Raw genomic sequence first — 12,835 nt, forward strand, 5'->3', positions numbered from 1 at the left:
GATGTAAGCCGCTTGTAACAGCACCGAGCAATTGCAAGACCTGCGGCTTTTCGACCGATGCCAGGGAATAATTCCCCGTAGCGACGATGCATGCGACGCTTAGGGACCGCGCGCATTGTTTCGACGTCATGGCGCTGTCATACTCGGCGTCGCCGACGGCATCGCGATTGCGCGCCAGCCGCCGGCTCACGGAGACACAATATGAAGATTGCGCAGATCGCCCCGCTGACCGAATCGGTGCCGCCGAAGCTCTACGGCGGCACGGAGCGCGTCGTGTCGTACATCACCGAAGCGCTGGTCGAGCAAGGCCACGACGTGACGCTGTTCGCGAGCGGCGACTCCGTCACGAGCGCGAAGCTCGAAGCGGTGTGGCCGCGCGCGCTGCGGCTCGATCCGGGCATTCGCGACCGCATCGCGCCGCATATGCTGTTGATGGAACTCGTGCGCCGCCAGGCCGAAGAGTTCGACGTGCTGCATTTCCACCTCGACTACTACTCGTTCTCGGTATTCAAGCGGCAGGACACGCCGTTTGTCACGACGATGCACGGCCGGCTCGATCTGCCCGAGCAGCAGCCGGTGTTCGACACATTCAACACCGCGCCCGTGATCTCCATTTCGAACGCTCAGCGTCATCCGCTGCCGCAGGCGCGCTGGCTCACCACGGTCTATCACGGCCTGCCGGCGCAGCTCTATACGCCGCAACCGGTCGAGCAGAAGTACCTCGCGTTTCTCGGCCGGATTTCGCCGGAAAAGCGCGTCGATACGGCGATCCGCATCGCCGGCCGCTGCGGCATGCCGATCCGTATCGCCGCCAAGGTGGATGCGGCCGATCGCGAGTACTTCGAGCGCGATATCCGGCCGTTGCTCGACCTGCCGTACGTCGAGTACATCGGCGAGATTGCCGATCATCAGAAGGCCGGGTTTCTGTCGGGCGCGCATGCGCTGCTGTTTCCGATCGACTGGCCGGAGCCGTTCGGTCTCGTGATGATCGAGGCGATGGCTTGCGGCACGCCGGTGATCGCGTTCAACCGCGGGTCGGTGCCCGAAGTGCTCGAAGAGGGCGTGACCGGGTTCATCGTCGAGGACGAGATCGGCGCGGTGGCCGCCGTGAACCGGCTGCACAAGGTGTCGCGCGCGGGCGTGCGGCGGCGTTTCGAGGAGCGCTTCACGTCGCACCGGATGGCGCGTCAGTATGTGGAGGCGTATCAGTCGGTGATTCGCGCACAGAAGCGCTCGAGGTTCAAGGTGGTCGATTCGTCGGGCGGTTGACGCGGGATCGTTGGAACGTGTCGAAGCGAAGGACGGCGGTGCGCGATGCGCGGCGCCGTTTTTTTGCGCGCGAGTTTTTCCGTTCCCGAGCGTCGGCATCGGCATACATAACAAAAAGGCCGCGCGACGACCCGCGCAGGGTCCTCCGCGCGGCCTTCGCCGCGATGCGCGCAAGTGATCAGTGAAGCGCGCCGATGAGCGCGCTCAGATCTTCAGCCGCGTGACCTTCGTGCCTTGCAGCGAGACGTCGCCCATCAGGCCCGCGTTCGTCAACACGAAAACCTGCACCGGCGCGGTGGCCGTGGTCGTGTCGACGGCGCCGTTCGCGCCGATCTTCACGAGCGCGACCGATGCATCGACGCCGGCCGACCAGCCGTCCGCGTTGCGGAATTTATCGAGCGAATCCTGCGTCATGAACAGAAAGATGATCGCCTTCGACTGCGCGCCCGCCTGCAGGCCGAGCGAGCCCGACGCGGTGCTGTAGTAGCCGACCGTCGCGCCGCCCACCCGCAATGCGCCTTCGCCATACTGGCCGCCGACGATCAAGCCCGCCTGCAGCACCGACGGGAACACCAGCACGCCGCGCGCCTTCGACACCAGCTCGCGCGAGCCCGGCACGGTCGTGAACAGCTTGGACAGCGTGCCGTCGACGCTGGCGTCGATCGACTGCCGTTTCGAGGCGTCGACATGAGCATTGTCCGGCGTGTTGCCCGTCGTCGTGCACCCGGCGAGTGCAAGGCCTCCGAAAGCAAGCGCAGCGGTCGTCTTCAACATGAACTGTCGTCTTTGCATCGTTTTTCTCCGTCATGGATCCGGGGCGCAACCGTGGTGGTGTCGCCTGGTTGCCTTTGAGTTATAACACAGGCTGGTGCAAAAGGCGCGTTGCGTGACAACGCGAAAAGCCTTATGGGACAAGGGTTTGAGCCTGACCGCAAGACGTGTTCCCAGTAAATTTGACCGGCCTTGCCCGCGACTTCCGAGCACGCATCGAGCGACGATCCGAGGGGCGACGCCGAACAGCGCCCGAGCCGCGGCGATTGTGGGGACGCTTCGGCGCGGGCGCACGATGCGCCGGTTTTTACCGATTTTCGCGTCGCGCGGCGGCCCATCGACATGGCAATGAGTGTGTTGTTTCGGCGCGGCAAATTGCGACGAAGTGCAAGCGGCGCGGCCGCCGCTCACCCGTGATTCGCCGGACTCTTGACCGCGGGCGGGCGCCGCAGCGCGCGGCGCACCATGCCGATGATCGCGCCGATCGCGAACAGCATAGCCGCCGGCACCATCCAATAGCCGACAAACGCGTGCCACAGATAGGCGAATAGCGTCGAGCGGCGCACGCTGTATTCGTTGATCGCGTCCTGCTGGCGCGGCGCGTTGGCGGCCAGCACGTCGGCCGGGCAGCCGGCCGCCTTGGCCTCGTCGGGCTTGCCATGGCAATGTGCGGGCGCCCCGGCGGCGCGCTGCGCCTGGGTGAAATTCCAGGTGGTGAGCGCGCGGTCGAGATCGACCGCGTTGTACGACATTTCCTCGCGGATCTCGTTGACCGCGACGATCGCCACAGGCACGGCCCAGAATATGATGACCAGCAACCACCGCCTTAACCAGCGGTTTTTGTGCTTCGATACCATCCTTGCCTCCGATCGATGCTCAGTAGCACCAACGACAAGATGGCGGCCCGCGTAGTTGTTTGGTTCTATATGAGTGAGGGTGGGCCGTCTCCGCAGCCATCATAGAAGAAAACGGCGCGTTGCGGCGGGTGGACGACGAAGCGGGGAGGGGGGACGCGATCGGAGCGCCGCGTGGGCGCAACTATGCGCCGGCGCCGCGTCGATCGGAGGGCGCCGGCGTGAGGGACGGCTCCGCCTTTCGCTCAGTTGGCCGGCGCCGAGGAGGACAGGCAGGTCTTCATGAAGGCCTTGCGGTCGTCGCCTTTCTTGTCGCCCGCCTGCTTGTTGCACACCTTCATCTTGTCCTGCTGGCTCATCGGCGCGGCAGCGGCCGGCTTCGCGGAAAGACAGGTTTGCATGAACGCCTTGCGCTCGTCGCCTTTCTTGTCGCCGGCCTGCTTGTTGCAGTCGGCCATCCTGGTTTGCTGGCTGTTCTGCGCAAACGCCGGCGATACGAGTACCGCGCCCAACACCAGCGTAGCGATAGCGGATTGGATTTTCATGGGACACTCCATCGGTGGTGAAAACGTTTCTGATCGTTCATGCGCGCGGGCGACGACGGCATCCATGGGCCCATCGGCGCATCCATTATGGCAAATGCCGTCTGCGAGAACGGCTCAAAATGCATTCCGGTTGACAGCGGTCCGCGCTCGTTTTCCCTGAGCAGTGGCGCAACTGGCGCTGCGGCGTTTGAAACGATCGAATGAACGAGACCGCGAATTTTGTCATGCAATGCATGATTGCTCGGGGCGATTATTTCAAGCTTATTGAAACGAAATTACGGTTTCCGCTATTTTGATCTATGGTTAACAGGCAATGAGAATTTTCATATTGCTGCGAATGCAACTGAATAGAAAATAGGCATGAAATTCGGTAGTCGCCGTTATCCTCAACTGCGCTCCGGTGCATGCCGCTCCCTGCCAACCCTCAACCTCGCGAGGAGACTCGCCATGCATTACCTGTTGATGTACGAGTTGGTACCCGACTATCTGGAGCGGCGCGGCGAGCATCGCGACGCGCATCTGAAACTCGCATGGGCCGCCGCCGAGCGCGGCGAACTGCTGCTGGCCGGCGCGCTCGCGGAGCCGACGGACGGTGCGGTGCTGCTCTTCACGGGCGCGTCGCCTGCGGTGGCGGAGGCCTTTGCTACCGCCGATCCGTACGTACTCTCCGGACTGGTTACGCGTTGGCGCGTGCGCGAATGGACCACGGTCGTCGGCGAGCACGCATCGAAACCAGTGCGCCCGTAACATCGTTCGAAGCGACTTCGTCGCTTCTGTCACACCTCGAACTCCGCGCATGCGCGGCGGCCGCGTGCGCGCCTCCCGTTGCCTCCATGTCACCGCGCGGGCGCGTCACAGTCCTTTCGCCGACGCTCGAAACCGATGTTCACATCAACCATCAAAGCGCATAGAAATGCATGCTGGATCGGCAATTGCATTTCTAAAGCCCATTCTGTTCGGTCATGCGGTATTGTGCTTTGCAATAGACAGATCCGATGCCGGATAAGCAGCGGCTTCTGTTACGGCAATACGAGAATCGACGCAGCGAAACCGACAAGATTGTTTCTATCCGTAACACTTGTCTCAACCGTACTCATGCAAAGATTGGAATGGTATGCTTCGTGCACAAATTTTCCCATGCACGAGTGAGACCGCGTTTTGTGCTTCGTAATAGGGAAGAGCCGCACCACGTGTGGGCGGGCTGCTCCAGCGAGCCGAACGGACAAAACAAATTTGTGCAACCGAGGGCCGCACACGGATCGTGAACGCTGAGAATCCGTGGCAGGCCCAACGCCGCGGCCAGGCCAGGCCGCGTGGAGAAAATCCAATGTTTTTCGATGAGCTAAACAACGACGAATGGGCGCTGCTCGCACCGCTCGTCTCCGACGAGCCGGCCGTCCGTCTGAATCGGCGCGGCCGGCCGCGCGCCGAACCGCGCATCGTGACGAATGCCGTGCTGTGGATCATGACCACCGGCGAGCCGTGGTCGAAGCTGCCGGGCCGCTATCCGTCCGGTCCCACCTGCCGCCGCCGCTTCGAAGAGTGGCAACTGAACGGCACACTGCTGGAGATGGTCCGCCTGCTGTCGCAGAGCGGGCGCACGTTCGCATACATTCCCCAACCGGCGCCGCCCGTTACGGCAAGACCCGCGGCACCGGTTGCGCAAACCCCGAGCCCGCGCGAAGACAACAATCTGCGCGGCGTGTCGTGGAAGAGTCCCGAGTCGTGGCAGGCGCCCGGCGTTGCGAGCGCGTTGAGCCAATGGCGTACGGCCGATCCGATCGGCGACATCACGCGGCAATTGTCGGGGCTTGCGCCGGCGAGCGCGGTGGCGACATCGGCGTTCGCGACGTCCGCAGTCGCGACGTCCGCGATGGCGGCGGAGATGCGCGTCGAACCGGCCGCATCCGGCGCGGTCGAGCCCGTCGCGGTCGACGACCCGCGCCCGTCGCTGACGATGGGCCTTGCCCCGCGCGGCATGCAGGTCGCCGATTCGCGCGGTTATCTGATCTACGTGGTGGTCGAGGAAGTGCCGAATGCGATGTATCGCGGGTGGGCGGAGATCATCAGGGACGGCAAGCGCGTCGAGCGCTCTGGCCTCGTCGGCCCGCGCTTCGCGGATGCGCGGCACGCGCAGCAGTTCGCGCTCGAATGGGCGCGTCAGTGGATCGATCGCGAATGCGCGACCGACGCGGCGGCCACGACGATGGTCCACGCAACGGCCGCGCCCGCGTCGGCGAACCTTGCGCAGCGGTCCGCGGACCGTTCGTTGTCAGGCCTGCGTCACGCGCCGGAACCGGCATCGGTCAATGGCATCGCGAATCACCCGGGCAATCACGGCGCGCCGTTGCATGGGCCGCTGAAGCCATCACTGAATGCATTGCGCGCGCCGCTGCGCCGCTATCCGTCGGACACCGCGACCGCGGGCGGGGCAAGCACGCCCACGGTGACTACCGACAGCGGCACCGCGGAGCGCTTTTCCGCAACCTACAAAGAACTCATTTCATACGTGGGATGAGCCCGGCGGTGCCTGCGGCCGCTTTGCGCCGCCGCAGGTTCCCGCTTCGTCATTGCGACCGGTCGCGCCTCATTGCCTTCCGTACGTATCGTCGAAGCGCACGATATCGTCTTCGCCGAGGTACGAACCCGACTGCACCTCGATCATTTCGAGCGGCATCTTGCCCGGGTTTTCGAGGCGATGCTTAACGCCGAGCGGAATATAGGCCGACTCGTTTTCGGACACGATAAAGCGTTCGTCGCCGCGCGTGACAAGCGCGGTGCCGCGCACGACGATCCAGTGCTCCGCGCGATGATGATGCATCTGCAGCGACAACCGCGCGCCCGGCTTCACGACGATCCGCTTGACCTGGAAGCGCTCGCCCGTGTCGACGGAATCGTAGTTGCCCCACGGCCGATGCACCTTGCGATGATTGGCCGCTTCGAGCCCGCCGTCCTCGCGAATCCGGTTGACGATCTTCTTGACGTCCTGCACGCGTGATTTGTCGGCGACCAGAATCGCATCGGCGGTCTCGACGACGACGAGATCCTGCGTGCCGACGCAGGCAATCAGTCGTCCTTCGGAATGCGCGAAGGTGGAGTTCGCGCCTTCGAACATCACGCGGCCGCGGCTCACGTTGCGATCGGGGTCCTTCTCGCTGATCTCCCAGATCGCGTCCCACGAACCGACGTCGGACCAGCCGGCCGTAAGCGGCACGACCACGCCCAACGCGATGCTCTGATCGGCGCCGAGCTTTTCCATCACCGCGTAGTCGATCGAATTCGACGGCGAGCCGCTGAACGCATCGCGTTGCAGCCGGAAGAAGTCGCCGTCCGCCGTGCTGCCCACGAAGGCCGATTCGCATGCTTCGTAAATGGCCGGCTGAAAATGGCGGATCGCTTTGAGCCACGTCGATGCGCGCACGATGAAAATACCGCTGTTCCACCAGTATTCGCGTGATTCGACATAGCGCTGCGCGAGTTCCAGATGCGGCTTTTCGACGAAACGGTCGAGGCGATGCGCGACGGGGCGAGCCGCTGCTGCGGTCTGCGCATCGTCAGAACCGAGCGGCGCGCCGATGCGGATATAGCCGTAGCCGGTTTCGGCACGCGTCGGCACGATTCCCATGGTGACGATATGGCCAGCGGCCGCATGCTGTACGCCGGCGGCGACCGCCGCGTGAAATCCTGCGCTGTCGGTGACCGCGTGATCGGCGGGCATCACGACCATGATGCCGTCTTCATCCTGCGCGGCGACGGACAACGCGGCCACCGTCAACGCGGGCGCGGTGTCACGGCCCACAGGTTCGAGTATCAGCCGGCTCGGCTTGGCGCTCGTGCGCAATTGTTCGGCTGTCGTGAAGCGCTGTTCTTCATTGGCGACGACCACGAGCTGGCCGGCAAGCGGATAACCGGCTTCAAGCCCATCGAGACGGCGGGTCGTCGATTGCAGCAGCGACTCTTCGCCGAGCAGGCCGATCAACTGCTTCGGATGCTGCTCGCGCGACATCGGCCACAGCCGGGTGCCCGAGCCGCCCGCGAGAATCACGGGATGAACCTTGAGCTTGACGCTGGTTGCGGTTGAGGGCATGGGCGATTGGGCGGGGGTGGGCCGGGTGCCGGCAGGCGTGACCGGGGCCGGAGCTGTCATGGTGAACTCTCCTCGAGGCTGGATGAATGCGTGGAGTTTTATCACGAAGTCGCGAATCAATAAAAGCGCGTTAAATACAATTCCGATAAAAGGCGCGTCGAATTTATTCGAAATTCATCAAAAAATGTCCCGTCGATTTATTTATAAATAAAAATTACCTGAAAAAATCAGCAAGCATTTTTTTCGCTTAATGATGCGCAAGAATGACAGCACGAGTGGGGCCCGAGCTTCGCGCCAGAACTGTTGGCAAAGCGAAAGCTTCTATGTAAAAGCGCTCGAATGGGCTGCCCGAAACCTTCTGTTGGGCCGCGTTGCGGCAACAATTGCCGCACAAAATGCATAAAAAATGCCGAAATTTTGACCGATACAATTTGAGATTTTTTGCGGTCTTGTCGTGGGAATTTTAATACCGCTTTATTGAGGTATGAACAAGGGTATTCACCCATTCGCATTCGGATTTTGCGGTCTGGCCATTCAGGCTCATTCAGTCCAATCGCGCCGCCAGGCAGATCGGAAATAAAGAAGCCCAACGATGAAACGCGTATGCAACAGCCATTTCAACCAACCGACGGATCGCACTTGACTGACGAACAGAGGGGCGGCGCATGCTGAGCGTTCTAGCGAGAATCATCGACATCGCCATGGTCGCGCTCGCCGCGGTGCTGGCGGCGGGCGTGCACAGCGGCAGAGTGGTATGGCTCGACGATATGCAAAGCGTGTCGCTTGCGTTCGGCTGCCTGCTCGTGGTGGTGTTCTTCCCGCCGCTCGGCATCTATCAGTCGTGGCGTGGCAAGCCGCTCTACGATCTGCTGTCGCGCGTCACGGGCGGCTGGCTAATGGTCGAAGTGACCGGCGTGCTGATCAGCTTCAGCGTGCACCGCGCCGACAGCCTGTCGCGGCTGTGGCTCGTTTACTGGGCGCTCGCGTCGATCGTGCTGCTGGTCGTCACGAAGGTGATCGTCTATTCGATCCTGCGCGGGCTGCGCCGCGAGGGCTTCAATCAGCGCGCGGTCGCGATCGTCGGCGGCGCGCCGTACGGCCGCTTCCTGATCGAACAGATGCGCGGCCGTCCCGAAGCTGGCTTCAAGCCCGTCGTCGTGTTCGACGAGGACGGCACGATCAATCCCTACGAAGACCCGGACGCCGCGCACGCGGTCGCGGGCGTGCCGGTCGAGCGCGACTATCAGCGCATGATCGAACTGGTACGGCAGCGCGCGATCCGCGAGTTGTGGCTCGCGCTGCCGATCTCGAAGGAGAAGGCGATCCATCGCCTCGTGATGGATCTGCGCAACGACTTCGTGAACATCCGCTTCATCCCCGACGTCGGCAGCCTGACGCTGTTCAATCAGCCGATGGTCGAGCTGCTCGGCGTGCCCGCGATCAATCTGGCCGCCTCGCCGATCACCGATTTGCGCGTGCTGCCCAAGCGCGTGTTCGACAGTGTGTTCGCGCTGGGCGCGCTGACCGCGCTCGCGCCGCTGATGCTCGCGATCGCGCTGATGGTGAAGCTCAGCTCGCCGGGGCCAGTGTTTTTCCGCCAGCGGCGCAAGGGCATCGACGGCCGCGAGTTCGAGATCTTAAAGTTCCGCTCGATGAAGGTCCACAAGGAAGCGGCCGGCAAGATCACCCAGGCGACGCGACGCGATCCGCGCATCACCGCGGTCGGCGCGTTCCTGCGCCGCACCAGCCTCGACGAGCTGCCGCAGTTCATCAATGTGCTGCGCGGCGAGATGTCGGTGGTAGGTCCGCGTCCGCATGCGCTCGAGCACGACGACATCTACAAGGATCTGGTGAAGGGCTACATGCACCGCTACCGGATCAAGCCGGGCATTACCGGCTGGGCGCAGATCAACGGTTATCGCGGCGAAACCGATCGCATCGAAAAGATGATGGGCCGCGTAAAGCTCGATCTGTACTACATGCAGCACTGGACCTTCTGGCTCGACATCAAGATCGTCGTGCTGACGCTGTGGAAGGGCTTCGCGGGCAGCAACGCCTATTGAACGCGGGGCGCCGGGCCGCGCCGATGCCACGCATCGCGCGAGCGCATTCCTGAATCAACTTTTTTACCGAGGTGCAATCCATGAATCTGACGATCATCGGTAGCGGCTATGTCGGCCTCGTGACCGGCGCGTGTCTGGCCGACATCGGCCACGACGTGTTCTGTCTCGACGTCGACGCGCGCAAGATCGACGTGCTCAACAACGGCGGCGTGCCGATCCACGAGCCGGGGCTGCAGGAGATCATCGCGCGCAATCGCCGCGCGAAGCGCCTGACGTTCTCCACCGACGTCGAGGCCGCGGTCGCGCACGGCGATATCCAGTTCATCGCGGTCGGCACGCCGGCCGACGAGGACGGTTCCGCCGATCTGCAATACGTGCTCGCGGCCGCGCGCAACATCGGCCGCCATATGACCGGCTTCAAGGTGATCGTCGACAAATCGACGGTGCCGGTCGGCACCGCATCGCGCGTGCGCGAAGTGGTTGCCGCCGAGCTGGCCGCGCGCGGCGTCGAGCAGATGTTCTCGGTCGTGTCGAATCCGGAGTTCCTGAAGGAGGGCGCGGCCGTCGAAGACTTCACGCGGCCCGATCGCATCGTGCTCGGCTGCGACGAGGACGTGCCCGGCGAAAAGGCGCGCGAACTGATGAAGCGCCTGTATGCGCCGTTCAACCGCAATCGCGAGCGCACGCTGTATATGGACGTGCGTTCGGCCGAATTCACCAAGTACGCGGCCAACGCAATGCTCGCGACGCGCATCTCGTACATGAACGAGCTCGCGAATCTGGCCGATCGCGTCGGCGCGGATATCGAGGCGGTGCGCCGCGGCATCGGTTCCGATCCGCGCATCGGCTATGACTTCCTCTACGCGGGTTGCGGCTATGGCGGCTCCTGTTTTCCGAAGGACGTGCAGGCGCTGATCCGCACCGCGGCCGACCACAATGCGAACCTGCGCATTCTCGAAGCGGTGGAAGCGGTCAACGATGCACAGAAGCAGATCCTCGCGCAGAAGATCGTCGCGCGTCTCGGCGAGGATCTGTCGGACCGCACGTTCGGCGTCTGGGGTCTCGCATTCAAGCCGAACACCGACGACATGCGCGCGGCGCCGAGCCGCGAGCTGATCGCCGGGCTGCTCGGCCGCGGCGCGCGCGTGAAGGCCTACGACCCGGTCTCGATCGACGAAGCGAAGCGCGTGCTCGCGCTCGATCTGAAGGACGTGCCGCAGCAGCATGCGCGACTTTCGTTCGTGACTGAAGAGATGGAAGCGGCGAGCGGCGTCGATGCGCTCGTGATCCTGACCGAATGGAAGGTCTTCAAGAGTCCTGATTTCGATGCGCTGAAGCGCATGCTGAAGACGCCGCTGATCTTCGATGGCCGCAATCTGTACGAGCCGGACGTGCTGCTCGAACTCGGCATCGAGTATCACGCGATCGGCCGGCGGCATGCGTTGCGCAACGCGCCGGCGCGTGTCGGCGCGAACGGTTCGATGCAGGCGGCGGACCTCGCCGCGACGGCAGCCTCCGGCCGCTGAGGCCACCGCGATCGCCGCGCGAGAGAGTCCGCCATGTTCGACAACGTTCTGATCGTGTGCCACGCCAACGTGTGCCGCTCGCCCGCCGCCGAGATGCTGTTCAAGGCGAGCCAGGCGCGCGCGCCGCGCTCGGGGGCCGCACCTATTGCGTTTCATTCGGCGGGCATTCGTGCGGTGAACGGCCACGGCATGGACCCGGTGATGCGGCGCCTGCTCGAAGAGCGCGGCGTCGCGGCCGGCGTTCACCACGCGCGGCGCCTCGAGCGCTCGCTCGTGCGCGCGGCCGATCTCGTGCTGGTGACCGAGCGCGCGCAGGTGAGCAAGGTCGAAGCGCTCGATCCGTCCGCACGCGGCAAGGTCTATCCGCTCGGCAAGTGGGAAGCCGATTCGGACGTCGCCGATCCGCACGGCGGCGAGGAAGACGAATACAGGGAGAGTCTCGTGCTCATCGAACATCTGGTCATGGGATGGCTGAAAAAAATATGCTGAAGAAACCCCGCATCGAAAACTCATTCGCGAGCTTGCGCACGAAGCTCGCCGCCTCACTTCTGCTGACGTCCTTTCTGTCGGCCTGCGCGACCGCACCGGGCAATTACCTCGACACGTCGCGGCTCAAGGACAACGATCAGGCGCCGAGCGAAACCTATCCGGTCCATCTGATCGACGCGAACCTGATCATGGCGCAGGCGCAAGCCGCCGCCGCGAAGACCCAGCCGTTGCCGCCGTCGGCGCTGTCCGATCCGTCGCTGTACGTGTACCACCTCGCGCCGCAGGACATTCTTGGCATCACCGTGTGGGATCACCCCGAGCTGACCACGCCGCAGGGCAGTACCTTGTCCTCGGGCGGCAATACCACGCAGACGATCGCGGGTGCGTTGCAGCAGCCGTACACGGCCGCGCTGCCGGGCCAGGCCGATCCGTACGGCCAGACCATCGCCGCCGACGGCACGATCTTTTTCCCGTTCGTCGGCCGCATCCAGGCCGCGGGCAAGACCACGACCGAGTTGCGCGATCAACTCGCCTCCCGCCTCGTGCCTTATATCCGCAATCCGCAGGTCGACGTGCGCGTGCTGTCGTATCGCGGCCAGAAGGTGCAGGTCACGGGCGAAGTGAAGCAGCCGGGACCGCTCGCGGTCAGCGACGTGCCGCTGACGCTGGTCGACGCGATCACGCGCTCGGGCGGCACGAACCCGGACGCCGACATCCAGCGCGTGCGACTCACGCGCAGCCACAAGCTCTATGTGCTCAATGCCGATCGCATGCTCGATCAGGGCGATACCACGCAGGACGTGATGCTGCAGAACGGCGACGTGGTCAACGTGCCGGACCGCACCGACAGCCGCATCTTCGTGATGGGCGAAGTGAAGACGCCGATCCAGGTGCCGATCGTGCGCGGCCGCATGACAATCGCCGACGCGCTCACGCAAGGGGGCGGCATCCTCAACACCGACGCCAATCCGCGCCAGATCTACGTGATGCGCGGCATGCGCGAGCATCCGACCACGCCCGAGGTGTTCCGCCTCGACATGACGCAGCCGGACTCGATCATGCTGTCCTCGCAGTTCCAGTTGCAACCGCTCGACGTCGTGTACGTGGGCACCGCCGCGTCGACCACGTTCAACCGTGTGTTGCAGCAGGTGCTGCCGAGCGTGCAGACGCTGTTCTATCTGAAGCAGCTGACGCGCTGAACGTTTGGCCTGTAACGTCCCGCGCCGCCGTT

At 63.8% G+C, this 12,835-nt stretch carries 11 protein-coding genes; 7 read left to right on the forward strand and 4 right to left on the reverse strand.

Translation table 11 applies throughout. The features are described 5' to 3' along the window. Nucleotides 1–201 precede the first annotated feature (201 nt). Nucleotides 202–1,269, forward strand: coding sequence for a glycosyltransferase family 4 protein (locus OKW41_RS30915; protein ID WP_429449772.1), 1,068 nt, complete (start codon nucleotides 202–204; stop codon nucleotides 1,267–1,269). Between the two features lie 204 nt (nucleotides 1,270–1,473). Here OKW41_RS30915 and OKW41_RS30920 read toward each other — a convergent pair whose 3' ends face one another. The 3 genes from OKW41_RS30920 to OKW41_RS30930 all read right to left on the reverse strand — a co-directional run bounded on the left by OKW41_RS30920 (nucleotide 1,474) and on the right by OKW41_RS30930 (nucleotide 3,439). After that, nucleotides 1,474–2,061: a BPSL1445 family SYLF domain-containing lipoprotein gene (locus OKW41_RS30920; protein WP_429575009.1), complete on the reverse strand. Its 588-nt coding sequence runs from the start codon at nucleotides 2,059–2,061 to the stop codon at nucleotides 1,474–1,476. A gap of 386 nt (nucleotides 2,062–2,447) precedes the next feature. Then, nucleotides 2,448–2,897, reverse strand: a complete 450-nt coding sequence (locus OKW41_RS30925; protein ID WP_090804804.1) for a hypothetical protein — start codon at nucleotides 2,895–2,897, stop codon at nucleotides 2,448–2,450. Nucleotides 2,898–3,139: 242 nt separating this feature from the next. Then, a complete protein-coding gene (locus OKW41_RS30930) occupies nucleotides 3,140–3,439 on the reverse strand; it encodes a PsiF family protein (protein ID WP_429575010.1) in 300 nt (99 codons plus the stop codon). A 447-nt stretch (nucleotides 3,440–3,886) separates the two neighbouring features. Here OKW41_RS30930 and OKW41_RS30935 point away from each other — a divergent pair, with 447 nt between their 5' ends. Both OKW41_RS30935 and OKW41_RS30940 read left to right on the forward strand, forming a co-directional pair. Beyond that, the gene (locus OKW41_RS30935) at nucleotides 3,887–4,186 is read left to right on the forward strand and encodes a YciI-like protein (protein WP_018418036.1); all 300 of its coding nucleotides are present in this window, start codon (nucleotides 3,887–3,889) and stop codon (nucleotides 4,184–4,186) included. A 580-nt stretch (nucleotides 4,187–4,766) separates the two neighbouring features. Then, entirely contained in the window at nucleotides 4,767–5,957 is a 1,191-nt protein-coding gene (locus OKW41_RS30940; protein ID WP_429449776.1) for a transposase, read from the forward strand. Nucleotides 5,958–6,026: 69 nt separating this feature from the next. Here OKW41_RS30940 and OKW41_RS30945 read toward each other — a convergent pair whose 3' ends face one another. Next, the gene (locus OKW41_RS30945) at nucleotides 6,027–7,586 is read right to left on the reverse strand and encodes a mannose-1-phosphate guanylyltransferase/mannose-6-phosphate isomerase (RefSeq protein WP_429575011.1); all 1,560 of its coding nucleotides are present in this window, start codon (nucleotides 7,584–7,586) and stop codon (nucleotides 6,027–6,029) included. A 605-nt stretch (nucleotides 7,587–8,191) separates the two neighbouring features. Between OKW41_RS30945 and OKW41_RS30950 the strand changes: the two genes are divergently transcribed. The 4 genes from OKW41_RS30950 to OKW41_RS30965 all read left to right on the forward strand — a co-directional run bounded on the left by OKW41_RS30950 (nucleotide 8,192) and on the right by OKW41_RS30965 (nucleotide 12,803). Then, complete coding sequence (locus tag OKW41_RS30950) at nucleotides 8,192–9,589, forward strand: undecaprenyl-phosphate glucose phosphotransferase (RefSeq protein ID WP_429449780.1); 1,398 nt, start codon at nucleotides 8,192–8,194, stop codon at nucleotides 9,587–9,589. 80 nt (nucleotides 9,590–9,669) lie between these two features. Further along, a complete protein-coding gene (locus OKW41_RS30955) occupies nucleotides 9,670–11,115 on the forward strand; it encodes a UDP-glucose dehydrogenase family protein (protein WP_429575012.1) in 1,446 nt (481 codons plus the stop codon). Nucleotides 11,116–11,148: 33 nt separating this feature from the next. Continuing rightward, nucleotides 11,149–11,604 carry a low molecular weight phosphotyrosine protein phosphatase gene (locus tag OKW41_RS30960; protein WP_429449783.1) on the forward strand — a complete coding sequence of 152 codons (456 nt, stop codon included), beginning with the start codon at nucleotides 11,149–11,151 and terminating at the stop codon, nucleotides 11,602–11,604. Next, nucleotides 11,598–12,803, forward strand: a complete 1,206-nt coding sequence (locus OKW41_RS30965; RefSeq protein WP_429575013.1) for a polysaccharide biosynthesis/export family protein — start codon at nucleotides 11,598–11,600, stop codon at nucleotides 12,801–12,803. Before OKW41_RS30960 ends, OKW41_RS30965 begins: the two co-directional genes overlap by 7 nt. Nucleotides 12,804–12,835 lie beyond the last annotated feature (32 nt).

It is taken from the genome of Paraburkholderia sp. UCT70 (assembly GCF_050434085.1).
GTDB lineage: Bacteria > Pseudomonadota > Gammaproteobacteria > Burkholderiales > Burkholderiaceae > Paraburkholderia > Paraburkholderia tuberum.